Origin of the sequence: Sphingomonas adhaesiva (assembly GCF_036946305.1) — a bacterium.
Classification (GTDB): Bacteria; Pseudomonadota; Alphaproteobacteria; order Sphingomonadales; family Sphingomonadaceae; genus Sphingomonas; species Sphingomonas adhaesiva_B.
The window spans coordinates 482,608-509,021 of the sequence record NZ_JAQIJJ010000002.1; the positions used below are offsets into that span (position 1 = coordinate 482,608).

A 26,414-nucleotide genomic window follows, 5' to 3' on the forward strand; every position below is an offset into this window, starting at 1 on the left:
CGCGCGACCTCAGCTCTGCGGGCTGAACCCGCCCAGCCCGCGCAGATATTGCATCCGGATCGTGGCGGGGGTGATGCCGGGGCCGACGTCGATCAGCGCATCGGCCAGCTTGGGGCGCGACCGCCCGATCTTGCGCGCGCTGGGAAAGCCGGCGCCGTCGCTCCAGAAGTTGAACTTCGCCTTGCCGTCGCGGTCGTGCCCCGCGAACAGCGCCCAGCGGCCCGGCTGCGGCACACGGATGCAGACGGTCGCGGTGCCGCCCGCGGGCACGCCGACGCTGATGCGGCGGAACGGCCGCCCGCGCGCCGCCAGTTCGTCGTCACCCGCCAGGAAATCCTGCTCGTTGGCGGGATACAGCTCCAGCTTGAGCGATCCCCTGGTGTCCTTCAGCCCGGTCACCGTCGCGCGGATCGCCGGGCCTTGTCCGCCGTTGCAGGCGGCGGCATCCGCGCCCAGCACCTGTGCCCCGGCCGTCGGCGCGACCAGCAACGCGCCCATCATGGTCCCGGCCGCGACCACCGCCCGTGTCAGCCCTCGCCCCGCCATGTCCGTGTCCTTTCCACCGCATATTCCGCGCCCAGCAGCGCGATCACCATCACATGCATCGCCAGGATTGACGCTGCGGTGAACGCCATCAGATCCGACAACAATTGATCCTCGCCGATGAACAGGATCGCGAAACTGGCGAACACCAGGTCCTTGTTCGGCACCAGCGGCAGGCGGGAGATCAGCTGCCGTCCCGCGACCAGGAACAGCCACATCCCCACCGACACGCTGGGCACCGCATAGGCCCAGGCCAGCGCGATCGTCACATTGGCGAAGGCGATACGCAACATGTGCATCGCGAAGATGAACCACAACTGCCGCCGCGGCAGCGAGAACACGCGCGAGGAAAAGGCGAGGAAGCCCGCGGTCAGCAGCATCGCCAGCCCCGCCGACCACAGGATGATGCGCAATATGTCCGGCGCGATCAGCTGATAGCCGAGCGGCAGCGCGACGATGCCCAGCAGCAGCCCCGACAGATTGCCCGCGATCGCGGAGATGATGCTGACGTCCTTCACCGCGCCGAACGGGGCGGCCACCATCTTCAGCCGCGCGCTGGCCCAGGCGTAGAAATAGGCGTCGCCCGAATAGCCGACCAGCACGTCGTTGGCGACGCGCTTGCGGTTCAGCGCCAGGAACGCCGACGCGGGCACCGACCACAAGCGGCGGAAGATCCCGAATTCGAACAGCGGCAGTGCGAAATAGGAGAGGATGAAGAAGACATAGAAGCCCGGCGAGGTCGGCACCGCACGGCGCAGCCCCGCCAGCCCCTGGCCCAGCAGCTCGCGCGCCAGCCCGATCAGCATCGCCGCGGTCAGCGCCGCCGCCAGATATTGCGGCCAGCGCCGCCGCAGCGTCTCCACCGGCTGCAACGCGGCCAGCGACGCGAGCGCCGGCGGCAGCGGGTCGGCGGGCGGCGGTGTGGGGGAAGAGGGATCGTCGGCGCGCAATCGGTTCATCCTGCCCGGGCCGCGTCACGCAACAAGGTGGTCCGGGGTCATGCCGCGCTCCTGTAACAGCGCATCGCCCGCGATGCCACTATTGGGACAAGCCGGTTCTCGTCCCCCGGCGTGAGATACCTTCCCGTGCTCCTGCGCAGGCAGGAGCCCAGGGTTGTCGGTCCGATCAGACGTCGTTCTGCGTCAGTGCGCCTCGCATGCCGCGAAGAGTCCGTTATCCCGAAAGTGTTCGGTGCTGTTTCCCTTCGAACAAGGACTCTTCCTGCCACCCCGGCGAAGGCCGGGGTCCAGTTGGGAAACAGGGTTGGTGAGCGCCGCGCGTCGTCACAGCGAGCTTCCCGACTGGACCCCGGCCTTCGCCGGGGTGGCTTACCTGTCCGCAAGCGACACGCACCGACGTGTCCGCGACCAGTGTTCCACGCGCTCGATAGCGCGTGAGCATGCGGCAAGCTGCTACGCCGCCGGCTCGGGCGCGTTCTCGACATTCTCCGACCGCCGCTCCATCGCGGTCTTGATCAGCGCGGTCATCGGATCGGCCAGCGCCAGCCCCATGATCCCGAACAGCGCGCTCGCCAGGATCTGTGCGCCCAGCGTCAGCGCGGGCGGCAGGTCGACGGTGCGCTTGGCCACCATCGGGATCAGGACATAGCCGTCGAACCCCTGGACGATGACATAGGTCGCGATCGCCCAGATGCCGGTGTCGTAGCCGGCGGAAAAGCCGACCGCGATCATCAGCGCGCCGGAGATGAACGCGCCGATATTGGGGATGAACGCGAGCAGCCCGGTCAATATGCCCAGGATCAGCGCCATTGGCACGCCCCCCAGCATCAGCGCGATCCAGGTCAGCACCCCCTCCGCCGCCATCCCCAGCAGGCGTCCGGCGAGCAGCCGGCGCAGCGTGCGCCCCATCCGCTGCATCGTCACCGCGAATTCGACGCGGTTCGCCTCGGGCACCATCCATTGCAGCCCGCGGTCGTACAATCGCGGGTCCATCGCGACGAACAGCCCGATGACCAGGATCATGAACATCGTCGTCAGCGCGCCGAACGCGGTGCCGACCCAGGAGGTGACGCGCCCCAGCGACGACATGGCCTGCTTCATCAACCCGTTGATGTCGGAGGCACCGGGCATCAGCCCGTGCTGCGCCAGCATCCCCGCGACATGCATCGCCTGCGTCTCGACGGTGGAGCGCAGCTGCGTCGCCTGTGCCGCGATCTGCACGCCGGCGAGGTAGAAGGTGCCCGCCAGGAACGCGATCGTCAGCAGGCACACGAGCAGCAGCCGCCACCCGCGCCCGATCGGCAGCACCCTGCCCAGCAGCCGCACGCCGCCGTCGAGCAGCGCGGCGAACACCAGCCCGGCGAAGATGATGAGCAGCGGCTGCACCAGCAGCACGACCAGCGCGATCGCGCCCGCCATGCCCAGCCACACCGCGGCGCGGCGGATCTCGTTGCGGGTCGCGGGGGTCGCGCACCTCGTGCGGGCTGGCGCCGGCGACGACATGCACCCGCTCGCCATCCGCGGCGACAGGGACGGCGACGGTTTCCGTCACGGGATGCGCGCCGGGTGGAGCGAGGTGCCCGCGCGGCCGGGGCGCAGTGCACCCGGCCAGGTCAGCGGGTTCCACGTCGCCTGCCCGTCGACCGAGAAGGTGATGAACTCCGCGCGCCCGCCCAGATTCTCATACGGCACCGGCCCGCCCAGCCCGCGCTCGAACCCGCCCAGCGCGAAGCGACTGTCGGCGGAGCGATCGCGATTGTCGCCCATCAGGAAGACATGGTCGGCGGGAATCTTCACGGGGCCGTAATAATCGCCGGGGCTGTCGGGTTCCAGGTCGACCGTGTCGTAGCGGCGACCGTTGGGCAATGTCTCGGTCACGATCGGCAGGCGACAGACGATGCGCCCGCCCGCCAGCACGGTGCGCGCGCCATAATATTGCGCCGGGTCGCAGGTCGCGTTCGCGTCCACTGGCAGGTCGCGATAGTGGAGCGGGCCGCGCGCGATCGGCCGGCCGTTCAGGATCACCACGCCGCGCCGCACCGCCAGCGTGTCGCCCGGCAACCCGATGACGCGCTTGATATAGTCGCTCGACTGCCCCGGCGGGGTGACGATCACCACGTCGCCACGCTCCGGCAGGCGGCCGAACAGCCGGCCGTGGAGGAAGGGCAGCTGCACCGACCAGCTGTCGACCGGGCGGTGCAGCACCACGTCCTTCACGATCGCGACCGGATCGGGGATCGTCGGCGACACGAACGACCAGCCATAGGCGAATTTGGAGACGACCAGCCGGTCGCCCACCATCAGCCCCGGCAGCATCGATTCGCTGGGAATATAGAACGGCTTGGCGATGAAGCTGTGGAACCCCAGCACCGCCAGGATCAGCCAGAACAGCCCCTTGGCCTCGCCCCACCAGTCGAAGCGCGCGGCGGGCGGCGTCTCGGCAATGTCCTCGCCCGGCAATGCGATCTCCTCGGCCATCGGCGTCTATTCCGCTCCCCCGGTGCCGGACGGCACCTGTTCGGCTAAAACGATGCCGGCGGGCACCGCCTCGATGATGACGAACGCCTGCGCCCAGGGATGGTCGTCGGTCAACGTCAGATGGATGCGCGCCATGTGTCCGTCCGGGATCATCGCGTCGAGCCGCGCCCTCGCGCCGCCCGTCAGCGCCAGCGTCGGCGCGCCGGAGCGCGCATTGACGACGCCGATGTCCTTCATGAACACGCCCGCCTTGAACCCGGTCCCCACCGCCTTGCTGAACGCCTCTTTCGCGGCGAAGCGCTTGGCATAGGTGCCCGCGCGCGTGAACGGGCGCTTCGCCGCCCTGGCGCGCTCCACGTCGGTGAAGACGCGGTTCTCGAACCGCGCGCCGAAGCGGTCGAGCGACGCCTGAATCCGCTCGATATTGCAGAGATCGGACCCGAGCCCGACGATCATGATATCCTCCCCGGCACGGGGAGGGGGACCGCGCTGCGAAGCAGCGTGGTGGAGGGGGCGTGCGGCAGGCGGGTCGTTCGCGGCGAACCCCCTCCACCATGCTGCGCATGGTCCCCCTCCCCGTGCCGGGGAGGAATCACCGCGCCGCCTCCATCAGATCCTTCATCCGCCGCACGCTCGCCTCCAGCCCGACGAAGATCGCCTCGCCGACCAGGAAGTGCCCGATGTTCAGCTCGCGCACCTGCGGGATCGCCGCGACGGGCACGACATTGTCGAACGTCAGCCCGTGCCCGGCATGGACCTCGATCCCGTTCTTCGCCGCCAGCGCCGCGGCGTCCGACAGCCGCCGCAGCTCCGCCACCTGTGCCTCGCCCGACAATTCGGCGTAACGCCCGGTGTGCAGCTCCACCACCGGCGCGCCCAGCGACACCGCCGCGGCGATCTGGCGCGGGTCCGGCTCGATGAACAGCGAGACGCGGATGCGCGCCGCGCCCAGCTCGCGCACCATCGGCGCGAGGCGGTTGTGCTGCCCCGCGGCGTCGATCCCGCCCTCGGTGGTGCGCTCCTCGCGCTTCTCGGGCACGATGCACGCCGCATGCGGGCGGTGGCGCAGCGCGATCGCCAGCATTTCGTCGGTCGCCGCCATCTCCAGGTTCAGCGGCACCGACAAGTCGCCCGACAGCCGCTCGATATCCATGTCGGTGATGTGGCGTCGGTCCTCGCGCAGGTGCGCGGTGATCCCGTCCGCCCCCGCCTGCGCCGCCAGCAACGCCGCGCGCACCGGATCGGGCAGCGCGCCGCCGCGCGCGTTGCGCACTGTCGCGACGTGATCGATGTTGACGCCGAGGCGGAGAGGAGAGGCCATCAGGCGGCGGCCCGGCTGCCCGGCTTGATCGCCGGGATCGCGGCCAGCTCCGGCGGCACCGCATCGGCCTCATAGGTCGGCACGTCGAGCCGGATCAGCGGGAAGAAGGGGACGCCGATGTCCGCCTTGCCGAACGAGCGGTCGACCAGCGCCGCGCCCGCGATCACGCGCCCGCCGGCGGCCTCGATCGCCTTGATCGCCTCGCGGCTCGACAGTCCGGTGGTGACAACGTCCTCCATCATCAGCACTTCCTGACCCGGCTCCAGGCGAAAGCCGCGGCGCAGCTCGAACGTGCCGGTCGGGCGTTCGACGAACATCGCCTCCACCCCCAGCGCGCGTGCCATCTCATGCCCCGCGATCACGCCGCCCATCGCGGGCGAGACCACCGCGGTGATGCGCGCGCGCAGGTCGGCGGGGATTCGCGCCGCCAGCGCCCCGGTCAGCCGCGCCCCCCGGCGCGGGTCCATCAGCACGCGCGCGCATTGCAGGTAGCGCGGAGAGCGCAGGCCGGAGGAGAGGATGAAATGCCCTTCCAGCAGCGCATCGGCGTCACGGAATTCGGCAAGCACCTCGTCGTCGGTCATGGTCGGTCGGCCTCCTGCCGGGCGCCATACGTCCGCCCATGCCCTCGCGCAACGCGCGAAAGCACGACGCGGGCGCCTCGCCGGGAATGCGCGGAAAACGCCAATGTGCGCGCCCTCTTGAGGCGGGGGGGTGGTTTCAATATAGGCCGGTCAGGAGGGGCGCTCGGACGCCCGGCGTGCGGACGCGTGCGCGACGAGCAGGGGTGACGATAACACGATGCTGAAAACCGGGTTCAAGGGATGGATGCTCGCAGCGGGGCTGGCGGTTGCCGGCGTCGCGGGCACCGCCATGGCGCAGGCGCCCGCCGCTACCGCGACCGCCGCGACGTCTCCCGCCACCGCCGCCACCGCGGCGCCGACCGGGCTGCGCCCCGCCGATTCGAAGCAGGGCACCGCGGGTGGCGCGCTCCAGAAGGCCGATGCCGCTCCCGCCTCGCCGGTGCTGGCGCAGGACGGTGCGCCGCCGATGGCGCCGACCCCGCATCTGGGTCAGCCGACCGACGGCCGGATGAGCATCCAGGACCAGGTCACCAAGAATGGCCTGCGCGCGCACTGGTTCCACGACCGCATCCTGTTCCCGCTGATCACGATCATCTCGATCTTCGTCCTGATCCTGCTGGTGGTCGTCGCGATCCGCTTCCGCGCGGCGCGCAACCCGATCCCGTCGAAGACCAGTCACAACACCGCGATCGAGGTGGTGTGGACGCTGGCACCGGTGCTGATCCTGGTCGCCATCGCGGTGCCCTCGATCGGGCTGCTCCAGGCGCAGTTCAAGCCCGCGCCGGCCGGTGCGGTGACGCTGAAGGCGATCGGCAACCAGTGGTTCTGGAGCTATCAATATCCCGACAATGGCGGGATCGAGATCACCGCGAACCTGCTCAAGGAAAAGAACGAGGTTCCCGCCGGCGAGCGGTTCCGCACCGACGCCGACGGCCCGCGCCTGATGGCGACTGACAATCGCGTGGTGCTGCCGGTCGGCGTGCCGATCCGCCTCATCACCACCGCCAACGACGTGATCCACAGCTGGGCGATGCCCGCGTTCTGGATCAAGCTGGACGCGATCCCCGGCCGCCTGAACGAGACCAGCTTCACGATCGACAAGCCGGGCGTCTATTTCGGCCAGTGCTCCGAGTTGTGCGGCGCGCGCCACGCCTACATGCCGATCGCGGTCGAGGCGGTGTCCCCGGCGCAGTTCGCGGCCTGGGTCCGCGCCAAGGGCGGCACGATGCCGGCACCGGGCAAGGCGTCGGACGCGGTCATCCCGCAGCCGGGCGCCGACAATTCGGCCGCGGTGATGACGGAGGCGGCGGACGCCGGCAACATGACCGGCCCGACCGTCAACGGCACCGATACTCCCCCCACTTCCCCGCAGGGCGCGACCGGCAACCCCGGTGGCACCGGCGAAGCCGGACGCTGAGACCATGACCGATACCGCGCTCCACCCGCACGCGTTCCAGGCGCACGACGACCATCACCATGACGCGCATGCCGATCACAAGCCCGGCTTCTTCGCGCGCTGGTTCATGTCCACCAACCACAAGGACATCGGCACCCTCTATCTGATCTTCGCGATCGTCGCCGGCATCATCGGCGGTGCGATCTCGGGTCTGATGCGCGCGGAGCTGATGCACCCGGGGATCCAATATCTGCCGTCCTGGGCGGCGATGCTGCACGGCGGCACCGAACAGTCGTTCGACCAGGCGCTCCACCTGTGGAACGTGCTGGTCACCGCGCACGGGCTCATCATGGTGTTCTTCATGGTGATGCCGGCGATGATCGGCGGGTTCGGCAACTGGTTCGTGCCGATCATGATCGGCGCGCCCGACATGGCCTTCCCGCGGATGAACAACATCAGCTTCTGGCTGCTGATCCCCGCGTTCACGCTGCTGCTGGCGTCGCCCTTCTTCGGCGGCGCTGGCACCGGCTGGACCGTCTATGCCCCGCTCTCCACCTATGGTGAGCCGGGGCCGTCGGTCGACATGGCGATCCTGTCGCTCCACCTCGCGGGCGTCAGCTCGATCCTGGGCGCGATCAACTTCATCACCACCATCTTCAACATGCGCGCGCCGGGCATGACGCTGCACAAGATGCCGCTGTTCGCCTGGTCGGTGCTGGTCACCGCGTTCCTGCTGCTGCTGGCGCTGCCGGTGCTGGCGGCCGCGATCACGATGCTGCTGACCGACCGCAACTTCGGCACCACCTTCTACGATCCCGCCGGCGGCGGCGATCCGGTGCTGTACCAGCATCTGTTCTGGTTCTTCGGCCATCCCGAAGTGTACATCATGATCCTGCCGGGCTTCGGCATCATCAGCCACATCATCGCGACGTTCAGCCGCAAGCCGGTGTTCGGCTATCTCGGCATGGCCTATGCCATGGTCGCGATCGGCGTCGTCGGGTTCGTGGTGTGGGCGCACCATATGTTCACGACCGGCATGAGCGTGAACGTGAAGATGTACTTCACCGCCGCGACGATGGTGATCGCGGTGCCGACCGGCATCAAGATCTTCTCGTGGATCGCGACGATGTGGGGCGGCTCGCTGCGCTTCCCGACCCCGATGGTCTGGGCGATCGGCTTCATCTTCATGTTCACCGTCGGCGGCGTGACCGGTGTCGTCCTCGCCAACGGTGGCGTCGACGATTACATGCAGGACACCTATTACGTGGTGGCGCACTTCCACTATGTGCTGTCGCTGGGTGCGGTGTTCTCGCTGTTCGCCGGCTTCTATTACTGGTTCCCGAAGATGTCGGGGCGGATGTATTCGGAGCTGCTCGGCCAGCTGCACTTCTGGGTCTTCTTCGTCGGCGTGAACCTGCTGTTCTTCCCGATGCACTTCCTGGGGCTGCAGGGCATGCCGCGCCGCTATCCGGACTATCCGGACGGCTTCGCGCACTGGAACAACGTGGCGACGATCGGCTATATGATCATGGCCGCGGGCATGGCGATCTTCTTCGTCAACGTGATCTGGTCGCTGCTGGCGGGCAAGAAGGCGCCCGACAATCCCTGGGGCGAGGGCGCGACGACGCTGGAATGGACGCTGTCCAGCCCGCCGCCGTTCCACCAGTTCGAAACGCTGCCGAAGATCGACTGAGTCGAAGCAAGGCGGGGGAGCGAAAGCTCCCCCGCCGTTTTTCTGCCATGCAGAAAATGCGCCCGACCGGCCGGCGCGGCCCCACGGGCCGCGACCGACGACGCGGGGTTCACCCCCGCGTCGGCGCGTTGGGGAGCGCTGCTACGACCTCATCACCCGCCCCGCGTCCACGGCAGGATGTCGCGCCAAGAACCTTGTGCTCCGGCGCGGGCCGGAGCCTCGGGTGGGGCAGAGCAACGTCCGATGCGCCCGGCAACCCGACGCTCCTGCCTGCGCAGGAGCACGGCAGCGTCACGCTACCGTCACCCCGGGGCTTGACCCGGGGTCCATCGTCCCCGCACGCTCCGATGCCGATACGCGCGGCGCCCTGGATGCCGGGTCAGGCCCGGCATGACGGAGAGGGGCGAGGGCAGGTTTCGCACCCCAACCCCGTCTCCCGTTCTCGCAGGAGCACGGCAGCGCTACGTTACCGGCACCCCAGGCCTGATCCGGGGCCATCGTCCCGCGCACGCTTCGATGCCGGTACCGCGGCGCCCTGGATGCCGGGTCGAGCCCGGCATGACGGGAGAGGGGCGAGGGTCGGTTTCGCTCGCCAACGCAGCGCTCCCGCCTTCGCGGAAGCATAACCGCGCGCGCCGCCACCGTCCCATCCCGGCACGTCCCGAATCGGGCGCTGGCATCCGCGCCGCGCGCCGCCAACATCCCCGCGCATGATCCGCCGCTTGCTCCTCCTTCTCGCCCTGCTCGCCGCGCCCACGGCCGCGACCGCGCGCCAGCCGCTGCCCGACGTCCACACCGTGCTCGACGTCGGCCGTCCGCTGGGGCCGGGCGATTACGTCTGGGACGAGGATGACGTGCCGCCCGGTCCGGCGCGGATCGTCGTCGATCTCGCGAAGCGTCGCCTCTACGTCTATCGCGCCGGGGTGGAGATCGCGCGCGCCTACATCGTCATCGGCCCGCCGGAGCAGCCGACACCGACCGGGCGCTTCCCGATCCTGCAGAAGCACGCCGACCATTATTCCAGCACCTATGGCAATGCGCCGATGCCCTATATGCTGCGGTTGACCTGGGGCGGGGTGGCGATCCACGGCAGCCCGGTCGAGGAGGATTGGGTGACCCACGGCTGCATCGGCGTGCCCACCGCCTTCGCGCGCCTCCTCTACGCGCATGCGCGCGTCGGCGACGAGGTGGTGGTGACGCGCCGCTGGCTGCCCGCCGCCTACGACTGACGCGGTTGCGCGCACCGCCCGCGTCCGCCACGGTGCCGCGATGGAGCGGGTGGAGGAGGAGCGCGGCTGGCGCGTCGAGCGGGCGTGCGCGCGCGCCTGGCCGGCGCGCGAAACCCTCGACATCGCCGGCTGGCGCGTCGCGCGGTCGGGCGGCGGCACTCGCCGCATCAACTCCGCTTCGCCGTGCGACCCCGCCGCGCGGATCGATGCCGCCACGCTCGCCACGCTGGTCGCCGCCTATGATGCGCACGCGCTGCCCACGATCCTCCGCCTGCCCACGCTGCTGCGCGGCGCCGATGCGGCGCTCGACCGTCACGGATTCGCCGCGGCGGAGGGGGCGACGCATACGATCGCGCGCGACACGCTGCCCGACACCGCGCCCGCCGGCGTCCGCCTGAGCCGCCGCCCCGACGCTGGGTGGTGCGCCGCGCGGCGCGCGCTGTCGATCGCGGCGGGGGCGGGGGCCGAGGACCATGTCGCCCCGATCGCGCGCCTCGCCGCACCCGCCGTGTTCGCCGCGGTGGAGGAGGGCGGCGCGATCCGCAGCCTCGCCTTCGCCGCGGTCGATGGCGGGACCGCGATCGTCGAGGCGGTGGCGACCGACCCCGCGTGGCGCGGGCGCGGGCTGGCGCATCGCTGCGTCGCCGCGCTGCTCCACGCCACCGCCGCGCTGGGCGCGCGCGACGCCGCGTTGCAGGTCCAGCGCGACAATGTGCCCGCGCGTGCGCTCTATCGCGCGCTCGGCTTCGATCGCCACCTCTACGACTATCACTACCGCAGGAGAGCCGCATGACCGAGTTCCGCATGATCGACACCGGGCAGCTGCGGCTGCGCGTCGCGGTGGAGGGGGAGGGGCCGCTCGTCGTGCTGGTCCACGGCTTTCCCGAAAGCTGGTATTCGTGGCGGCATCAGCTGGGGCCGCTGGCGCAGGCGGGCTATACGGCCGCCGCGATCGACGTGCGCGGCTATGGCGGGTCGGACAAGCCGCACGCGGTCGAGGCCTATGATCTGGCGGCGATCACCGCCGACGTCGCGGGGGTCGCCGATGCACTCCAGCCCGGGGTGCCTGCGATCCTGCTCGGCCACGACTGGGGCGCGCCGATCGTGTGGAACAGCGCGCTCAGCCGGCCGGAGCGGTTCCGCGCGGTCGCGGCGCTGTCGGTGCCGTTCACCGGCGTGCCGCAACGCCCCTTTACCGAGGTGTTCCGCCGCGCCTTCACCGACAAGGGCAAGTTCTTCTACCAGGAATGGTTCCAGGAACCCGGCCGCGCCGAGGCGGAGGCGGAGGCCGACGTGCGCCGCTTCCTGCGCGCTTTCTATTACGCCATCTCGGGCGATGCGCCGCCGGGCACCTGGCCCGACAAGCCCGCGGGCGCGACGTTGCTGGAGGGGATGGTCGACCCGCCCGTCTTCCCCGCGTGGCTGAGCGATGCCGACCTCGATTATTACGTCGCCGAGTTCGAGGCATCCGGATTGCGCGGCCCGCTCAACCGCTATCGCAACCACGAGCGCGATTTCGACTGGGCGCAGCAGTTCAGGGACCGCCGCATCGAGCAGCCCGCGCTGTTCATCGGCGGCACGAAGGATCCCGCCACCACACTGTTCGGCGCGCTGCCCGATCCGGTCGCCGCGATGCGCCCGCATGTGCCCAAGGTGGAAGGGCATCTGCTGGAGGGATGCGGGCATTGGACGCAGCAGGAACGCCCGGAGGAGGTCAACCGCCTGCTGCTCGACTGGCTGGCGCGCCTGCCTGGTTAACAGGCTTAACCAACTCGCCGCCCGGTTTGTTTACCATCTGACAGATATAGCGATTCCCGCGACAGGCCGAAGCAGCGGCCGCGCGGGGATCGATGATGGACGCATATGGCAGCGTCGTCGCGGCAGCGGCGGCAGAGGATGGTGACTGGGCGGATATCGCCCCCGGGATCGGCGCGCCGACGCACGATGTGGTGGCGGCATCGGTGCCGGCCGCCGGCCGCCATGCCACGCTGGCCTCCGCGCTGTTCCTGGCCGCGTGCGGCGCGGAACAGGCGGGATCGTCCGCCGCGGCGGGCTCCTCCGGCCCGGTCGTCGTCGCGACGCCCACCCCCGTGGCCACCCCGCTGCCGACGCCGACTCCGGTGCCGACGCCCGTTCCCACGCCGACGCCAACCCCGCTGCCGACACCGACCCCCACTCCGTCGCCGGTATCGACACCAACCCCGGCCCCGACTCCCTCTCCCACCCCGACGCCGACCCCCACGCCGACCCCCACGCCGACTCCGGCGCCCAGCCCGTCCAACCCGGTGGAGGTCGCCCCCGCGGCGCCGCCGAGCGCGAACGAGGCCAGCCGCTTCCTGGCGCAGGCGACCTTCGGCGCGACGCGCCAGACCATCGATTCGCTCGCCACGCGCGGCTTCTCCGGATGGCTGGACGACCAGATGTCGATGCCGCGCGCCACCACCTATTGGGACTGGTTGAAGGCCGGCGGCTATGACGCGACGGGCAAGATGTACGAGCTCACCGGGTTCGACCCGCTGGTGTGGAGCCAGATCATCGCCGCCCCCGACCAGCTGCGCCAGCGCATCATGGCCGCGCTGCTCGACATCTTCGTCGTCGGCATCGATTCGCTGACCAGCACGTGGCGCGCGTTCAACATGGCGTCGTATCTGGACGTGCTCGCCGACCATGCGTTCGGCAACTACCGCACGCTGATGAGCGCGGTGACGCTGTCGCCCGCGATGGCCAATTACCTCACCTATCTCGACAACCGGAAGGCCAATCCGACCACCGGCGCGATGCCGGACGAGAATTACGCACGCGAGCTGATGCAGCTGTTCACGCTGGGCACCTATCGCCTGAACATGGACGGCACCGTGATGATCGCGAACGGCGCACCGGTCGAAACCTACAACCAGGGCGACGTGACGCAGCTGGCGCGCGTGCTGACCGGGCTGCAATATGGCGGCACCACCGACGGCACCCTGCCGGACCGCTATCGCGTGCCGCTGAAGATGACGGCCAGCATGCACGAGACGGGCACGTCGATCGTGCTGGGCAGCATGATCAACGGTGCCGCGGGCATGGCGTCGGTGGAGGGCGCGCTCGACGTGATCTTCATGCACCCCAACGTGCCGCCGTTCGTGTCGCGCGCGCTGATCCAGCGCCTCGTCACCAGCAACCCGCCGCCCGCCTATGTCGCGCGCGTCGCGGGCGTGTTCGCCGACAACGGCCGGGGCGTGCGCGGGGACATGGTGTCGGTGATCCGCGCGATCCTGCTGGATCCCTATGCGCGCGACGCGAGCGCGCTGACCAGCAGCAGCGCGGGCAAGCTGCGTGATCCGGTGCAGCGGCTGACCGGCTGGGCGCGGATGTTCAACGTCACCTCGCCCTCCAATGCCTGGGCGTTCGGCGATACCTCGTCGACGATCTGGCGGCTGGGGCAGTCGATCGGGCATGCGCCGTCGGTCTTCAACTTCTTCCGCCCCGGCTACATCCCGCCCGCGACCGCGCTGGCGACCGCCGGGCTGGTCGCGCCGGAGATGCAGATCGCCAACGAGCAGAGCGTCGTCTCCTACGTCAACTACATGTACTCGCTGATCGCCAACGGCACCGGCGACATGAAGGCGGACTATACCGCGATCAAGGCGCTGGCGGGCGATTCGGCCGCGCTGGTGGGCGAACTCAACACCGTGCTCGCCGCGGGGCAGCTCTCCGCCGACACGGTGGCGGCGATCCGCACCGCGGTCGACAGCATCTCGATGGCGCCCAGCGACGGCGCGATCAACCGGGTCGGCGTCGCGCTGCTGCTGACCATGGCCTCCCCCGATTACCTCACGTTGCGGTGACCATCATGCATATCCATCACGACGAATCGCGCCGCGCCTTCCTGCGTCGCGCGGCACTCCTGGGGCTGGCGGGGACCGCCGCGCCCTTCGCCGGCACGCTGGGCGCGATCGGCGAGGCCGCCGCCGCGACCGGATCGGGGTACAAGGCGCTGGTCTGCGTCTTCCTGAACGGCGGGTGCGACTATGCCAACACGCTCGTCCCCTACGACCAGTCCAGCTACGAGGCCTATGCCAAGGTGCGCGGCGCGATCGCGCTGGGGCGCGACACGCTGTCGCCGCTGTCCACCGACGGCCTGTCGGGCGGTCGGCAATATGCGATGGCCCCCGCACTCGCCCCGCTGGCGGAACTGTATGCACAGGGCAAGGTCGCGCCGATCCTGAACGTCGGCACGCTGGTGCAGCCGACGACGAAGGCGCAGTACAACAACAAGTCGGTGCTGCTGCCGCCCAAGCTGTTCAGCCACAACGACCAGTCGAGCTATTTCCAGGCCTCCAGCCCCGAAGGCGCGCCGAGCGGCTGGGGCGGGCGGATCGGCGATCTGATGCAGTCGGGCAACGGCGCCGCCTCGCTCACCTGCATCAACGCCAGCGGCAATGCGGTGTATCTGACCGGCCGGCAGGCGGTGCAATATGCGGTCGGCACCGGCGGCCCGATCCCGCTGCTCAGCAGCAGCAAGACGATCTACGGCTCCGCCGTCGCGGCGCAGACGCTGCGCGACCTGATGACGCGCGGCAACCCCAACATGCTCGCCAACGAACATGCCCGCGTGTCGAAGCGCGCGCTGGACACGTTCGCACAGGTGAACGCCGCGCTGGCGGGCGCGCCGGTCGGCAATTTCACGCTCTTTCCGACGGGCAACGGCCTTGCCGACCAGCTCAAGATGGTGGCGCGCATGATCGCGGTGGCGGGCGATCTGGGCGTGCGCCGCCAGGTGTTCTTCGTCTCGATGGGCGGCTTCGACGTCCACGACAATATCCTGACGACGCAACCGACGCTGCTGGGCCGCGTCGCCGCCGCGATGCGCGCGTTCCACGACACCACGGTGCAGATGGGCGTCGCGGATCAGGTGACGTCCTTCACCGCGTCCGAATTCGGCCGCACGCTCAGCAGCAACGGCGACGGCTCGGACCATGGCTGGGGCAGCATGCACTTCGCGATGGGCGGTGCGGTCAAGGGCGGCCGCTTCTACGGCACCGCGCCGACCGTGGGGGTCAATACGAACGACGACGTCGGGCAGGGGCGGCTGATCCCGACCACCTCGGTCGACCAATATGCCGCGACGCTGGCGTCGTGGTTCGGCGTCGGCACCTCGGACCTGCGCACCGTGCTGCCGAACATCGGCAATTACGACGCGTCGTCGTGGAACCTGGGGTTTGTGTGAGGGTCGCAACCGAAGACCGAACTGCTCCGTCACCCCGGCCTTGAGCCGGGGTCCCGCTTCTCTGCGACGGTGCCTGGGAAAGCGGGACCCCGGCTCAAGGCCGGGGTGACCCAAGATCGCGAAGGCTTTCCTCCCGCCCTCCAGCGGTATAGGGGAAACGGCGAGCCCGTCATGACCACCGTCGCCCCCATCCTGCCGCCCGCCGACTGGCGCGATTTCCTCGCGCTGACGAAGCCGCGCGTGATGACGCTGGTGGTGTTCACCGGGCTGTGCGGGATGCTCGCCGCCCCGGTCGCGATTCCCGCGGTGCTGGGCTTCACCGCGATCCTGTGCATCGCGCTCGGCGCCGGCGCCGCGGGCGCGCTCAACCAATGGTATGAGGCGGATATCGACGCCGCGATGAAGCGCACCGCGCAACGCCCGCTGCCCGCCGGGCGGATGGAGCGTCAGTCCGCGCTCCACTTCGGCGTCGGGCTGGGTGCCTTCTCGGTCATCCTGATGGGGCTGGCGGTCAACCTCGCCGCCGCGGCGATCCTGACCGTCTCGATCCTGTTCTACGTCCTCATCTACACCGTCTGGCTGAAGCGGCGGACGCCGCAGAATATCGTCATCGGCGGCGCCGCGGGCGCCTTCCCGCCGCTGATCGGCTGGGCCGCGGCGACGGGGCAGGTGGCGCTGCTGCCGTTCCTGCTCTTCGCCCTGGTGTTCCTGTGGACGCCGCCGCATTTCTGGGCGCTCGCGCTGTTCGTGAAGACCGATTACGCCAATGCCGGCGTGCCGATGCTGCCCGTGGTGGCGGGCGAGGCGGCGACACGGCGGCAGATCGGGCTGTACACGATCCCGATGGCCGCCGCCGCGGTGCTGCCCTGGCCGCTGGGGCTGACCGGCGCGATCTATGGCGTGGTCGCGGTGGCGATGACCGCCGCCTTCTGCGTGCTGGCCGCGCTGGTAGCCGCGGGGGCGAAGCGCGGGCAGACCCCGATGTTCTGGGAAAAGCGGCTGTTCGGCTTCTCCATCCTGTATCTCTTCGTGATCTTCGGCGCGCTGGTCGCCGATCGGTGGTTCGCATGACGCCTGATGACCAAGACCTGATCCGCCGCCGCCAGAAGGCGCGCGCCACCGTCGTGGCGCTGCTGCTGGCGGCCTTCGTGGTGCTGATCTTCTTCATCACCATCGCCAAGATCCGCCAGGGGATGGCGCACTGATGGCCGCCCCGCCGACATCGACGCGCGCCCGGACGACCCGCACCGTGGTGCTCGCGGTGCTGGGCATCTGCTTCATGACCGGGCTCGCCTTCGCCAGCGTGCCGCTCTACCGCCTGTTCTGCGAGGCGACGGGGCTGAACGGCACCACCGGCCGCGGCATCGCGGCGCCGGGCAGCGTGCATCGCAAGATCGAGATCGCGTTCGACGCCAATACCAGCCCCAGGCTGCCGTGGCGCTTCCAGCCGGAAGTGGAGCGCGAGACGGTGGAGATCGGCGCGCGCGACATGGCGTTCTTCACCGCCACCAACCGCGGCGCGCAGGCGGTCACCGGCACCGCGACGTACAACGTCACGCCGGCGATCGCGGGCAAGTATTTCACGAAGATCCAGTGCTTCTGCTTCACCCAGCAGACGCTGAAGCCCGGCGAGACGCAGCGCATGCCGGTCATCTTCTACGTCGATCCGAAGATCCTGACCGATCCCGACACGAAGGATGTCGAGACGATCACGCTCAGCTACACCTTTTACCCGGTGGATTCCGGCAAAACGTCCGGCTAAGGGCAGGACAAGAAGCGTAACGGGGAGAGCCACGCATGGCGGGCGCGAAGAACCACGAATACCACATCCTGCCACCCAGCCCGTGGCCGTTGCTCAGCTCGTTCGCCGCGCTGGTGCTGGCGTCGGGCGGCATCATGTACATGCACGAGGCGGTCGGTGGCGGCTGGGTGTTCCTGATGGGGCTCGCGGGCGTGCTCGCCTGCATGTACGGCTGGTGGCATCAGGTGCTCCGCGAGGCGCATGCCGGCGATCACACCCCGGTGGTGCAGCTCCACTTCCGCTACGGCATGATCCTGTTCATCGCCTCGGAGGTGATGTTCTTCGTCGGCTGGTTCTGGGCCTTCTTCGACTTCTCGCTGTTCCCCACTGCGATGCAGGTGGTCGACGGCCAGGTCGAGCGCGCGGCGGAAGGGGCCGCCGCGATCGCCGCGCAATGGCCGCCCAAGGGGCTGGAGGTCATCAACGCGTTCGAGCTGCCGCTGCTCAACACGCTGATCCTGCTGTGCTCGGGCACCACCGTCACCTGGGCGCACCACGCGCTGATCCACGACCAGCGCGGCGGCGAGAAGCGCGGCTTCTGGGGCCTGCTGGGCGTGGGCGACCGCGACGGCGTGCTCAAGGGGCTGTGGCTGACGGTGGTGCTGGGCCTGCTGTTCAGCTCGATCCAGGCCTATGAATACATGCACGCGCCGTTCCCGTTCAAGGGCATCAACTATGGCGCCGCCTTCTTCATGGCGACCGGGTTCCACGGCTTCCACGTGCTGGTCGGCACGATCTTCCTGATCGTCAACCTGATCCGCGCGTACAAGGGCGCCTTCACGCCCAAGCAGCATTTCGGGTTCGAGGCGGCGGCCTGGTACTGGCACTTCGTCGACGTGGTGTGGCTGTTCCTGTTCGTCACCGTCTATGTCTGGGGCGGCTGGGGCGCGCCGGTCCACGGCGGATGAGCGACGACCGGACGGCGGGGGCGACCCCGCCTCATCTGGTCGGCCTGAAGGGACTATGTCCGCGATGCGGCGCCGCGACCCTGTTCGCCGGCGCCGTTCGCTTTTCCGACACCTGCGGCGCCTGCGGGCTGCGCTTCGCCGACTTCAACGTCGGTGACGGGCCGGCGGCATTCCTGACGCTGATCTGGGGCGCGATCATCGTCGCGCTGGCGGTGACGGTGGAGCTGTCGCTGTCGCCGCCATGGTGGGTCCATGCCTTGCTGTGGATCCCGCTGACCGCCGCGGGCGTCATCTGGTCGCTGCGCGTGGCGAAGGGCTGGCTGATGGCGGCGGAATATCGCAACGCCGCGCGCGAGGGGCGTGTCGCGCCATGAAGCGCCTGCCGCTGGTCCCGACGCTGGTGGTCGGCGTCGCGATCGTCGCGATGATCGCGCTGGGCGTGTGGCAGCTGGTCGATCGCCTCCCCGCGAAAGAAGCGTATCTCGCGCAGCTGTCGGCCAATCCGGCGCGGCCGCCGATCGCCTGGCCACGCGTCCCCGACGACACGATGCTGTTCCGCCGCGCCTCCGCCTTCTGCCTGGAGCCGGTCGAGATCAGGCGCGCCGGGGCCGGGGCCGCGGGCTTCCGCCTGATCGCCACCTGCCGCACCGGTGCCGAGGGGCCGGGCGTCCGCATCCAGCTCGGCACCACGCGCGATCCGGCGGGCATGGTGACATGGACTGGCGGCGAGGTGAGCGGCTGGATCGCGCACGCCCCCGATGCGCGCCCGCTGATCGCCGGGTTGTTCGCCAAGGCAGCGCCCGACTTCCTGCTGGTCGCCGACCATCCGGTCGCCGGGCTCAGCCCCAATGCGCAGCCCGACGTGTCGTCGGTGCCCAACAACCATCTCGCTTATGGCGTGCAATGGTTCCTGTTCGCCGCCGTTGCCGCGATCATCTACGCGGTCGCCCTGCGCCGCCGCCTCACGCATCCCTCGTCACCCCGGCCTTGAGCCGGGGTCCCGCTTTTTGTTCACGCGAAGACGCGAAGACGCGAAGAAGTTGGGTTCACGCGGAGGAGTTTCGCGCGGGGCGGCTGTGCCGGGAGACAATCGACCGTTCGTTGCTGCCGCGGACTCGTTGCCATGGGCGCGACCCCTCTGCGTCTCCGCGCCTCCGCGTGAACAAAATCATCATGGCGACGCCACCGCCTGCCCCGACCGCACCCTCGTCGCGTCTTCGCGTCTTCGCGAGAATCTAAATTCCCGCCCACCAATCATAGTCGACGTTGTCCTCCCAATATCCCCCGCGCCCCTTGCCGATCCCCGCCAGCGACGCCACCGCCGTCACCCGCATCAGATATTTGGCGTGCTTGTACCCCAGCTGCCGCTCGACGCGCAGCCGCAGCGGCGCACCATGGCCGACGTCCAGAAAGCGGTCGTTCATCGCCCAGGCCAGGATCGTCTGCGGGTGGAAGGCGTCGACCAGATCGATCGACTCGTAATAAGGTGCGCCGCCATAACGATCGGCGCAGGTGAACACGACATAGCGCGCCGCATCGCGCAGCCCCGCCGCGGTCAGCACCGCGCCCAGCCGCGGCCCCTGCCACTTGCCGATCGCGCTCCATCCCTCGACGCAATCGTGCCGCGTGATCTGCGCGCGCTGCGGGAAGGCGCCCAGATCGCCCAGCGACAGCCGCAGCGGTCGCGCCACCAGCCCGTCGACCGTCAGCCGCCAGTCCGCGAATCGCCCCGCCCGCAGCGCGGCATATTCCGCCGTCCCCGGATCGCGCGTGCCGTTGGTGCGGAACCGCGGCGACATCTGGTCGGGGCGAAACTCGGGCGCCAGCGCGTCGCGGTCAAACAGCGCGCGTTGCAGCCCGCGGTGCATGTCCTCGCCCTTGAACAGGATCGTGCGCACCGCCGGCTGCCGGATCACGCGGTCGCACCCCGCCAGCATTAGCCCGGCGCCCCCGGCGATCAGCCCGCGCCGCCCGATCATTGCGGCACCTTCCCCGGCACCTGCCAGCGTCCGGTGACGATCGAGCGCAGTTCGTTCCACGGCCCCGCCAGGATCACCATCGCCAGATGCACGACCGTGAACGCCGCGATGACCGCCATCGCGATGACATGCAGCGACCGCGCCGACTGCCGCCCGCCGAACAGGTCGAGCAGCCACGGCCAGGCCGCATCCATCCCCGGCGACAGCGCCAGCCCGGTCAGGATCACCAGCGGCAGCGCACCGAACAGGATCGCGACGTAGCTCAGCTTCTGCAGGACGTTATACTCACCCGGCGCCTCTGGATCGTGGAACCGCAGTGCCCAATGCGCACGCAGATCCGCCATCAGGTGCCGTGGCGCCACATCGCGCCGCCGCACCCGCAGGTCGCGCGCGATATGCCGGTTGGCCAGCGCCACGATCAGATAGGCGAGCAGCGAGAAGGCCAGCACCAGCGCGAAGAACAGATGCCACCGCCGCGAGATCGCGAGATTGTAGCTCGCCGGGGCCGTGATCCACGCCGGAAACCGCGGCAGCGTCGCCCAGGCATGGTCGAAATTGGCGCCATATGCCCCCCAGTACAGCCGCGGATGCGCGTTGGAGATGCCCAGTCCAGACCCGATCAGCACGAAGATGCTGACCGCGTTGACCGCATGCCACAGGCGCGTGGACAGCCGGTGGCGGCGAATGACGGTTGAACCCATGGTCATCGCCTAGCAGAACGCACGACATGACCGAATGGCACTCTTACGAACCCGCCGCCGGACACGGGCTGCGCCACGATCCGCTCAACGCGATCGTCGCGCCGCGCCCGATCGGCTGGATCAGCACCGTGTCCGCGGACGGCGTGCGCAATCTCGCCCCCTACAGCTTCTTCAACCTGTTCGCCTATCGCCCCGCGATCGTCGGCTTCTGCTCCGCCGGGGAGAAGGATTCGCTCGCCAACGTGCGCGCCACCGGTGAGTTCGTGTGGAATCTCGCGACGCGCGATCTGGCGGCGGCGATGAACGCCACCTCCGCCGCGGTGGCGCCGGGCGAGGACGAGTTCGCGCTCGCCGGGCTGGCGGCGCTGCCGTCGCGCCATGTGAAGCCCGCCCGCGTCGCGGCCAGTCCCGTCCAGTTCGAATGCGTGGTGACGCAGGTACTGCGGTTGCAGGGCAGGGATGGCGCGGAGATCCCCTATTGGATGGTCTTCGGCGAGGCGGTGGCGATTCATATCGACCCGGCGATGCTGGAGGACGGCATCTACCAGACCGCCCGCGCCCGCCCGATCACCCGCGCCGGCGGCCCGGCGGATTATTTCGAGATCGGCGAGGACGCGCTGTTCCGTATGCGTCGGCCCGACTGACGCGCCCATTCCCCTCCCCTTAAGGGGAGGGGTTAGGGGTGGGGCGGTGTCTCACCGAGACCGACCTCCGAACCGGGTAGGAAGAACCAAGCCGATCGATACCGGGCACGATAGGGTGACACGATGGAGAACCGGATCGTCCTGCGCCGCGCCGAACCTCACGAGGTTGCCGCCATCCGCGACCTGACCCTGCGCGCCTATGCCAAATGGGTGCCGATCACGCCGCGCAAGCCGCGCCCGATGACCGCGGATTATGATGCCGCGATCCGCGATCACCGCTTCGACGGGCTGTACGACGATGGCGTGCTGGTCGCCCTGATCGAGACGGTCGTCGAGGGGAGCGACCTCATGATCGTCAACGTCGCGGTCGATCCGGCACATCAGGGGCGCGGCCTCGGCGTGCGGCTGATGCGGTTCGCCGAGGGGCTCGCGCGCGAGGCGGGGTGTCGCGCGACCCGCCTCTACACCAACCGCCTCATGCGCGAGAATATCGCGCTATACGAACGGCTGGGCTACGCCTTTGAGAGGGAGACGCATCACGACATGGGCACGGTGGCGGTGCACATGGTGCGCTTGCTCTGACTCACCCATAGGCCCGTGCGAAGAACACCGCGGTCGTCGCCCCGGTCACCAGCAGCGTCCACGCCCGCACCACCCCCGCGGGCAGCCGTCGCCCGACGATCGCGCCGCCCCAGCCGCCCAGCACCGCGCCCGCGATCATCGGCGCCGCCGCCTCCCACCGCACCATGCCCGTGGCGGCGAACACGATCGCCGCGGCGGCATTGGCCACCGCCAGCATCAGCGTGCGCGGCGCGAACATCGCGCGCGGGGCGATGCCGGCGAGCAACCCGTAGAGCGCGGTGGTCATCAACCCCACGCCACCGCCGAAATAGCCGCCATAGACCCCCAGCAGCGCCTGCGCGGTCAGCAACGTGCGCCGCCCGATCGTGACGCGCCGCGCCAGCCAGTCGGCGGCACGCTTCCCCGCCAGCATCACGACCAGCGCGAACGCCAGCAGCCACGGGATGATCAGGTCGAACGCGCGCGTCGGCGTCCACACCAGCAGCGCGCTGCCCGCCAGCCCGGCGACGAAGGTGATCGCGCTCAACAGCCGCCAGTCGACCCCGCCGACCGGCCCCAGTTCCTCGCGATAGCCCCAGGCACTCGCTCCCGCGCCGGGCAGCAGCGCGACGTTGGATGTGGCATTGGCGATATTGGCGGGCAGCCCGATCGCGATCAGCGCCGGCAACGTGGCGAAGGTGCCGCCGCCCGCCAGCGCGTTCATCGTGCCGCCCAGCGTCCCGGCGGCAAAGGCGAGCAGCAGGGGGGCAGGATCGATCATCGCCATCCCTTTGCGGCAAGCGCAGGACTTGTCGATAGTCCGTCACCCCGGAGTTTTCCGGTACCGATTTCCTTGAACACATATGCCTCCCCGGCGGAGGCCGGGGCCCAGTTGGGAAGGTGCCGTGACGACGCGCCACGCTCGCCAACACTTGTCCCCCAACTGGACCCCGGCTTTCGCCGGGGAGGCAGGAGGATGCATCGCTCGAAGGAGATAAGCGCCGACTTGATCCGGGGATCGCACTATCACCAGTGCGGGTGGCGTGCTGCACCCCGGAGTCAGGCCCGGGACGACGGGACTACCCCAGCGCCGCCTGCTTCTCCTCGGCGAGCCGGTCCAGCTCGGCGCGCGACTTCTTCTCCGCCGCGGTCTTCAGCTGGCCGCAGGCCGCGTCGATGTCGCGCCCGCGCGGGGTGCGCACCGGGGCGGAGATGCCGCCCTCGAAGATGATCTCGCTGAACCGCCGCACCCGCTCCGGGGTGGAGGTGTCATAGGGCGCGCCCGGCCACGGGTTGAACGGGATCAGGTTCACCTTGGCGGGCAGCTTGTACTGCTTGAGCAGCCGCACCAGCTCATGCGCCTCCGCGTCCGAATCGTTCTTGTCCTTCAGCATCACATATTCGAACGTGATGCGCCGCGCGTTGTTGGCGCCGGGATAGTCGGCGCACGCCTGCAACAGCTCCTCGATGCCGTATTTGCGGTTGAGCGGCACGATCTCGTCGCGCACCTCCTTGGTCACCGCGTGGAGCGACACCGCGAGATTGACCCCGATCTCCTCGCCCGCGCGCGCCATCATCGGCACCACGCCGGAGGTGGAGAGCGTGATCCGCCGCTTGCTGAGCGCGAGGCCGTCGCCGTCCATCACCAGCTTCAGCGCGTCGCGCACCGCGTCGAAATTGTAGAGCGGCTCGCCCATCCCCATCATCACGATGTTGGTCAGCATCCGCCCTTCGGGCTGGCTCGGCCATTCGCCCAGCGCATCGCGCGCCAGCATCACCTGGCCGACGATCTCGCCCGCGGTCAGGTTGCGCACCAGCCGCATCGTCCCGGTGTGGCAGAAGCGGCAGTTGAGCGTGCATCCCACCTGGCTCGACACGCACAAGGTGCCGCGATCGGCATCGGGGATGAACACCATCTCGTAATCCTGCGCATCGTCGCTGCGCAGCAGCCACTTGCGCGTGCCATCGGACGACACCTGTGCCTCGACCACCTGCGGGCGCCCGATCACGAACCGCTCGGTCAGCCACGGATGCTGCGCCTTGGCGATGTCGGTCATCACCGCAAAGTCGGTCGCGCCGCGGTTGTAGATCCAGTGCCAGATCTGCTTGGCGCGCAGCTTCGCCGCCTTCGCGTCCAGCCCGGCATCCGCCAGTGCCTGCCGCAACTGCTCGCGCGGCATCCCCATCAGGTCGAGGCGGCCATCGGCGCGCGGCACGGCGGCGCGCGGGACGGGCACGGGATCGATGTGCCCGGGGATGGGCATGGTGGCGGCCGGCTCTGTCAGCATACCCGCCACATAGGCCAAAACGCCGTCACTTTCCAGTGTGGCGGCGGTCCACGCCGATCGGCGCTCAAACCACCTTCCGTTCGCGCTGAGGAGAGGCTGAGCTTGTCGAAGCCTCGTCTCGAAGCACATGCCCTTCGAGATGCCGTTTCGACGTCGCTCAACGGCTCCTCAGGGTGAACGGGACGGATATCTACCGGCACCCCAGCTGCGCCGCGTCGATTGCGGTCGGGGCGCCGGCGAGCGCATAGAGGTCGCTGATCGCTGCTCCCGCCGCATCCGCCGAGGTCACCGTCATCGCGCGCCCGCCGCGCATCGCGCCGACGATCGCGCGGTCCGTGGCGGCGTCGGCGGCGCGTGCGTCGCGGCGGTCGCCCACCAGCGCGAAGCGCCGCTCGCCGATCGCCAGCGTGATCGCCGCCCCCGTGCCGCGCGCGCGCGACAGCCGCACGAACACCGCCGGCGCGCCGCTCGCGCCATAGCGCGCCGCGACGCTGGCGAAGGCGCCGCTGCGATCGGGCGCGCCGTCCGCGGCGACCGGCTGCGCGATCGCGAAGCAGCGCCGCGGCGCCGAATCGCGCAGCGCCGCCCAGCGCTCCCACACTCCCAGCGCGGTGCGCTCCCCCGCCAGCAGCAGCGCCAGCGAGAGGATCACGCCGGCGCGTGTCCCGTGCCCAGGTGGACGATCGTCTCGCGGCCCCCCTCGATCATCGTCACCGTGCCCTGCGGATGCCCCGGCAGCACCGGCGCGCCGCACGCATCCACCGGCGCCCCCGTCATCACCCCGCGCATCACCCGGCTGGAGATGCCGTGCATGATGACCAGCCGCTCGGCCGCGTCGTCGTCGGTGTCCGCCAGCCACCCCGACACGCGCGCCGCGATCCGGTCATAGGTCTCGCCATCGGGCGCGCAGGTCAGCAGCCCGCCGGGCTGTACCACCGGGCCGACCTCCGCGGTCAGCTCGGCATAATAGCGCCCGCCCCACGATCCCATGTCGATCTCGGTCAGCCGCTCGTCGGTGCGCACCTGGCGCCAGTCCAGCGCCAGATGCTCGGCGACGATCGCTAGCGTCTGGAGCGCGCGGCCCGTGGGCGAGGCCCATAACGTCAGCGCCGGCTTCACCCCCAGCGCCGCGCGCAGCGCACGCCCCATCTCGTCCGCCTGCGCGAAGCCCGCGCGCGTCAGCGGCGTGTGCGGCGCATCGCCCTGCATCCGCCGCGCGGCGTTGAAGACGGTCTCTCCGTGGCGGGCGATATAATCGCGCCCCTTGCGCATCGTGCTCATCCCCGCGGTCTTCCCCGGCTGTTGCCGAAACGCAACGGAAATTCCTGTTTATATGAGGTTCATGCAACGAGCGCCCGCGTCGCTATTTGACCGCGCACGCCCCATGAACGTCGGGGCGGGCAAATTCGGAGTGAGACATGCGTAAGCTTGCATTGGTGAGCACCGCGGCCGCGTTCGGCGCGATGCTGGCAACCCCCGCTTTGGCGCAGGACGCGCCGTTCGGCGGCGCCCGGCTGGAGGCGCTGGCGGGCTACGACAATCTGCAGGACGGCGGCGACGGCGATTCGGAAGGGCGCAGCGGCTTCACCTATGGCGGGCTGCTCGGCTACGACATCCAGCGCGGCAGCACCGTGTTCGGCGTCGAGGGCGAGGTGACCGATGCCACCACCAACACCCGCACCTATAACGCGCTCGCCGCCGGCGATCGCTTCTCGGTCGAGGCCGGGCGCGACCTGTATGTCGGCGGCCGCGTCGGCTATGCCATCTCGCCGCTGGCATTGCTCTATGCCAAGGCCGGCTACACCAACGCCCGGATCGAGAGCCGCTACACCAGCGGCACCACCGGCGCGACCGAGCTGGTCGACAAGGTGAACCTCGACGGCTTCCGCGTCGGCGCCGGGCTGGAATATAATTTCTCGCCGACCGCCTTCGTGAAGGGCGAGTATCGCTACTCGCACTATGGCAAGCTCGACGATTACGACATCGATCTCGACCGGCACCAGCTGATGGCGGGCGTCGGCATCCGCTTCTGACCCACGATCGGCTTGGGGCCGGGAGACGGGTCCGAAAGGGAACCGAAATGAAGGGTCGGGGCGCTTGCCCCGGCCCTTTATTGTTGA

General features: G+C 69.6%; 29 protein-coding genes. 16 read left to right on the forward strand and 13 right to left on the reverse strand.

Going from position 1 to position 26,414, the window contains the following annotated elements; all coding sequences use genetic code 11:
- Positions 1–9 precede the first annotated feature (9 nt).
- From PGN14_RS02565 to pyrE, 7 genes are all read right to left on the reverse strand, one after another.
- A complete protein-coding gene (locus PGN14_RS02565; protein ID WP_335297836.1) occupies positions 10–546 on the reverse strand; it encodes a DUF2141 domain-containing protein in 537 nt (178 codons plus the stop codon).
- Positions 528–1,502 (reverse strand): hypothetical protein, encoded by a 975-nt coding sequence (locus tag PGN14_RS02570; RefSeq protein ID WP_335297837.1) that lies wholly within the window; start codon positions 1,500–1,502, stop codon positions 528–530. The genes PGN14_RS02565 and PGN14_RS02570 overlap by 19 nt, the downstream gene beginning before the upstream one ends.
- A 453-nt stretch (positions 1,503–1,955) precedes the next feature.
- Complete coding sequence (locus PGN14_RS02575) at positions 1,956–3,005, reverse strand: AI-2E family transporter (protein WP_335297838.1); 1,050 nt, start codon at positions 3,003–3,005, stop codon at positions 1,956–1,958.
- A gap of 45 nt (positions 3,006–3,050) precedes the next feature.
- The gene (gene lepB / locus PGN14_RS02580; protein ID WP_335297839.1) at positions 3,051–3,980 is read right to left on the reverse strand and encodes a signal peptidase I; all 930 of its coding nucleotides are present in this window, start codon (positions 3,978–3,980) and stop codon (positions 3,051–3,053) included.
- Between the two features lie 6 nt (positions 3,981–3,986).
- Complete coding sequence (gene acpS / locus PGN14_RS02585; RefSeq protein WP_335297840.1) at positions 3,987–4,436, reverse strand: holo-ACP synthase; 450 nt, start codon at positions 4,434–4,436, stop codon at positions 3,987–3,989.
- Positions 4,437–4,572: 136 nt separating this feature from the next.
- Positions 4,573–5,301 carry a pyridoxine 5'-phosphate synthase gene (locus PGN14_RS02590; protein ID WP_335297841.1) on the reverse strand — a complete coding sequence of 243 codons (729 nt, stop codon included), beginning with the start codon at positions 5,299–5,301 and terminating at the stop codon, positions 4,573–4,575.
- Entirely contained in the window at positions 5,301–5,885 is a 585-nt protein-coding gene (gene pyrE / locus PGN14_RS02595) for an orotate phosphoribosyltransferase (protein WP_335297842.1), read from the reverse strand. The genes PGN14_RS02590 and pyrE overlap by 1 nt, the downstream gene beginning before the upstream one ends.
- 217 nt (positions 5,886–6,102) lie before the next feature.
- Here pyrE and coxB point away from each other — a divergent pair, with 217 nt between their 5' ends.
- The 13 genes from coxB (at position 6,103) to PGN14_RS02660 (ending at position 19,112) form a co-directional block, all read left to right on the forward strand.
- Positions 6,103–7,302, forward strand: a complete 1,200-nt coding sequence (gene coxB, locus PGN14_RS02600) for a cytochrome c oxidase subunit II (protein ID WP_335297843.1) — start codon at positions 6,103–6,105, stop codon at positions 7,300–7,302.
- Between the two features lie 4 nt (positions 7,303–7,306).
- Complete coding sequence (ctaD, locus tag PGN14_RS02605; RefSeq protein WP_335297844.1) at positions 7,307–8,974, forward strand: cytochrome c oxidase subunit I; 1,668 nt, start codon at positions 7,307–7,309, stop codon at positions 8,972–8,974.
- A gap of 710 nt (positions 8,975–9,684) precedes the next feature.
- Positions 9,685–10,203, forward strand: coding sequence for a L,D-transpeptidase family protein (locus tag PGN14_RS02610; RefSeq protein ID WP_335297845.1), 519 nt, complete (start codon positions 9,685–9,687; stop codon positions 10,201–10,203).
- Between the two features lie 40 nt (positions 10,204–10,243).
- The gene (locus PGN14_RS02615) at positions 10,244–10,996 is read left to right on the forward strand and encodes a GNAT family N-acetyltransferase (RefSeq protein WP_335297846.1); all 753 of its coding nucleotides are present in this window, start codon (positions 10,244–10,246) and stop codon (positions 10,994–10,996) included.
- Positions 10,993–11,961, forward strand: a complete 969-nt coding sequence (locus PGN14_RS02620; protein WP_335297847.1) for an alpha/beta fold hydrolase — start codon at positions 10,993–10,995, stop codon at positions 11,959–11,961. Before PGN14_RS02615 ends, PGN14_RS02620 begins: the two co-directional genes overlap by 4 nt.
- Positions 11,962–12,053: 92 nt before the next feature.
- A complete protein-coding gene (locus PGN14_RS02625; protein WP_335297848.1) occupies positions 12,054–14,030 on the forward strand; it encodes a DUF1800 domain-containing protein in 1,977 nt (658 codons plus the stop codon).
- A 5-nt stretch (positions 14,031–14,035) separates the two neighbouring features.
- The gene (locus PGN14_RS02630) at positions 14,036–15,412 is read left to right on the forward strand and encodes a DUF1501 domain-containing protein (RefSeq protein WP_335297849.1); all 1,377 of its coding nucleotides are present in this window, start codon (positions 14,036–14,038) and stop codon (positions 15,410–15,412) included.
- A 171-nt stretch (positions 15,413–15,583) separates the two neighbouring features.
- Positions 15,584–16,483: a heme o synthase gene (locus PGN14_RS02635; RefSeq protein WP_335297850.1), complete on the forward strand. Its 900-nt coding sequence runs from the start codon at positions 15,584–15,586 to the stop codon at positions 16,481–16,483.
- The gene (locus PGN14_RS02640) at positions 16,480–16,617 is read left to right on the forward strand and encodes a hypothetical protein (RefSeq protein ID WP_335297851.1); all 138 of its coding nucleotides are present in this window, start codon (positions 16,480–16,482) and stop codon (positions 16,615–16,617) included. The genes PGN14_RS02635 and PGN14_RS02640 overlap by 4 nt, the downstream gene beginning before the upstream one ends.
- Positions 16,617–17,174, forward strand: coding sequence for a cytochrome c oxidase assembly protein (locus PGN14_RS02645; protein ID WP_335297852.1), 558 nt, complete (start codon positions 16,617–16,619; stop codon positions 17,172–17,174). Before PGN14_RS02640 ends, PGN14_RS02645 begins: the two co-directional genes overlap by 1 nt.
- A gap of 35 nt (positions 17,175–17,209) precedes the next feature.
- A complete protein-coding gene (locus PGN14_RS02650; RefSeq protein WP_335297853.1) occupies positions 17,210–18,121 on the forward strand; it encodes a cytochrome c oxidase subunit 3 in 912 nt (303 codons plus the stop codon).
- Positions 18,118–18,495: a DUF983 domain-containing protein gene (locus tag PGN14_RS02655; RefSeq protein WP_335297854.1), complete on the forward strand. Its 378-nt coding sequence runs from the start codon at positions 18,118–18,120 to the stop codon at positions 18,493–18,495. The genes PGN14_RS02650 and PGN14_RS02655 overlap by 4 nt, the downstream gene beginning before the upstream one ends.
- Positions 18,492–19,112 (forward strand): SURF1 family protein, encoded by a 621-nt coding sequence (locus tag PGN14_RS02660; RefSeq protein ID WP_335297855.1) that lies wholly within the window; start codon positions 18,492–18,494, stop codon positions 19,110–19,112. Before PGN14_RS02655 ends, PGN14_RS02660 begins: the two co-directional genes overlap by 4 nt.
- 244 nt (positions 19,113–19,356) lie before the next feature.
- Here PGN14_RS02660 and PGN14_RS02665 read toward each other — a convergent pair whose 3' ends face one another.
- Positions 19,357–20,100 (reverse strand): molybdopterin-dependent oxidoreductase, encoded by a 744-nt coding sequence (locus tag PGN14_RS02665; protein WP_335297856.1) that lies wholly within the window; start codon positions 20,098–20,100, stop codon positions 19,357–19,359.
- Positions 20,097–20,801, reverse strand: a complete 705-nt coding sequence (locus PGN14_RS02670) for a cytochrome b/b6 domain-containing protein (RefSeq protein WP_335297857.1) — start codon at positions 20,799–20,801, stop codon at positions 20,097–20,099. The genes PGN14_RS02665 and PGN14_RS02670 overlap by 4 nt, the downstream gene beginning before the upstream one ends.
- 26 nt (positions 20,802–20,827) lie before the next feature.
- Here PGN14_RS02670 and PGN14_RS02675 point away from each other — a divergent pair, with 26 nt between their 5' ends.
- A complete protein-coding gene (locus tag PGN14_RS02675; protein WP_335297858.1) occupies positions 20,828–21,445 on the forward strand; it encodes a flavin reductase family protein in 618 nt (205 codons plus the stop codon).
- Positions 21,446–21,568: 123 nt separating this feature from the next.
- Positions 21,569–22,027, forward strand: a complete 459-nt coding sequence (locus PGN14_RS02680) for a GNAT family N-acetyltransferase (RefSeq protein WP_335297859.1) — start codon at positions 21,569–21,571, stop codon at positions 22,025–22,027.
- Position 22,028: 1 nt separating this feature from the next.
- On the opposite strand, the gene PGN14_RS02685 is transcribed toward PGN14_RS02680, so the two are convergent.
- The 4 genes from PGN14_RS02685 to PGN14_RS02700 all read right to left on the reverse strand — a co-directional run bounded on the left by PGN14_RS02685 (position 22,029) and on the right by PGN14_RS02700 (position 25,575).
- Entirely contained in the window at positions 22,029–22,787 is a 759-nt protein-coding gene (locus tag PGN14_RS02685) for a sulfite exporter TauE/SafE family protein (protein WP_335297860.1), read from the reverse strand.
- A gap of 298 nt (positions 22,788–23,085) precedes the next feature.
- Complete coding sequence (gene rlmN, locus PGN14_RS02690) at positions 23,086–24,270, reverse strand: 23S rRNA (adenine(2503)-C(2))-methyltransferase RlmN (RefSeq protein WP_335298039.1); 1,185 nt, start codon at positions 24,268–24,270, stop codon at positions 23,086–23,088.
- Between the two features lie 214 nt (positions 24,271–24,484).
- Positions 24,485–24,946, reverse strand: a complete 462-nt coding sequence (locus PGN14_RS02695; protein WP_335297861.1) for a hypothetical protein — start codon at positions 24,944–24,946, stop codon at positions 24,485–24,487.
- Positions 24,943–25,575 carry a histidine phosphatase family protein gene (locus tag PGN14_RS02700; RefSeq protein ID WP_335297862.1) on the reverse strand — a complete coding sequence of 211 codons (633 nt, stop codon included), beginning with the start codon at positions 25,573–25,575 and terminating at the stop codon, positions 24,943–24,945. The genes PGN14_RS02695 and PGN14_RS02700 overlap by 4 nt, the downstream gene beginning before the upstream one ends.
- Before the next feature lie 155 nt (positions 25,576–25,730).
- On the opposite strand from PGN14_RS02700, the gene PGN14_RS02705 reads away from it, so the two are divergent.
- Positions 25,731–26,327 carry an outer membrane protein gene (locus PGN14_RS02705; protein ID WP_335297863.1) on the forward strand — a complete coding sequence of 199 codons (597 nt, stop codon included), beginning with the start codon at positions 25,731–25,733 and terminating at the stop codon, positions 26,325–26,327.
- The last annotated feature ends 87 nt before the right edge of the window (positions 26,328–26,414 follow it).